Below are 1,151 nucleotides of genomic sequence, written 5' to 3'. Positions count from 1 at the left end.
GGGTGTAGGCGGTCATGGTGGCCCGCACGCGGGCCGGGAAGTCGTCCGCGCTCGTCAACGCCGCGCGCAACTCCGCGTCCAGCCGCTCGAAACCGGCCACCGCGAGCGCGTCGAGCAGCGCCTGGCGGCTCGGGAAGTGCCGGCGCGGCGCGGCGTGGCTGACGCCGATCTCCCGCGCCAGGTCGCGCAGCGCCAGCGTGTCCGCGCCGCGTTCCCGCAGGCCGCGCTCGGCGGCGTCGAGCAGGGCGGTGCGGAGGTTCCCGTGGTGGTAGGGCCGCTCGTCGGTCGCTTCTGGCACGGGGTGGAGGGTAGCGCAGCATGTTTTCGTTGACGACATTGTTGTCAGCGTCTACTTTGTAGCTCATGACAACATTCACGGCTTCGGACGTCCCCTCCCTGACCGGTCGCACCGTCGTCGTCACCGGCGCGAACAGCGGTATCGGCCGTTCGGCCGCCCGTGTGCTCGCGGGCAGGGGCGCCCACGTCGTGCTCGCCGTGCGCAACCTCGACAAGGGGCGCGAGGCCGCCGCCGCGATGACGGGCCACGTCGAGGTCCGGCGGCTCGACCTCGCGGACCTGGCGTCGGTGCGCGCGTTCGCCGCGGACCTCACCGGACCGGTCGACGTGCTGGTCAACAACGCGGGGATCATGATCCCGCCGCTGTCCCGCACGGCCGACGGCTTCGAGTCGCAGTTCGGGACCAACCACCTGGGGCACTTCGCCCTGACGAACCTGCTGCTGCCCCGGATCCGGCAACGGGTCGTCACCGTGTCGTCCAACGCCCACCGGGTCGGCTCGATCGACTTCGACGACCTCCAGTGGGAGCGCAAGCCGTACCGGGCGATGCGCGCCTACGCGCAGTCCAAGCTGGCCAACCTGCTGTTCACCTCGGAGCTCCAGCGCCGGCTCGACGAGGTCGGCTCACCGGTGGTCGCGACCGCCGCGCACCCCGGCATGGCGGCCACGAACCTGCTGAAGCCGGACGGGGGGCGCGTGCGCCGCCTCGTGCAGGAGAAGGTGACCGGCCTGCTCGCGCAGAGCGACGACGACGGCGCCCTGCCCACGCTGTACGCGGCCGTGGCCGACGTCCCGGGCGACAGCTACGTGGGACCGGGCGGAGTCCTGCACAGCCGCGGCGCACCGAAGCCGGT

The 1,151-nt window shown here is 72.5% G+C and carries 2 protein-coding genes; one reads left to right on the top strand and one right to left on the bottom strand.

The features are described from left to right. Positions 1-298: helix-turn-helix domain-containing protein (locus tag AB0G02_RS41505; protein ID WP_360806455.1), on the bottom strand; the 298-nt coding region annotated here is incomplete at its 3' end. Positions 299-363: 65 nt separating this feature from the next. On the opposite strand from AB0G02_RS41505, the gene AB0G02_RS41500 reads away from it, so the two are divergent. Then, positions 364-1,151, top strand: a 788-nt coding sequence (locus AB0G02_RS41500) for an oxidoreductase (protein WP_360806452.1), incomplete at its 3' end; no start/stop codon positions are given.

The sequence above is a fragment of the Actinosynnema sp. NPDC023658 genome (assembly GCF_040639995.1).
Classification (GTDB): Bacteria; Actinomycetota; Actinomycetes; order Mycobacteriales; family Pseudonocardiaceae; genus Actinosynnema.
The sequence above is the reverse complement of the archived record's forward strand: the minus strand, read 5'-3'. Positions and strand labels throughout refer to the sequence as shown.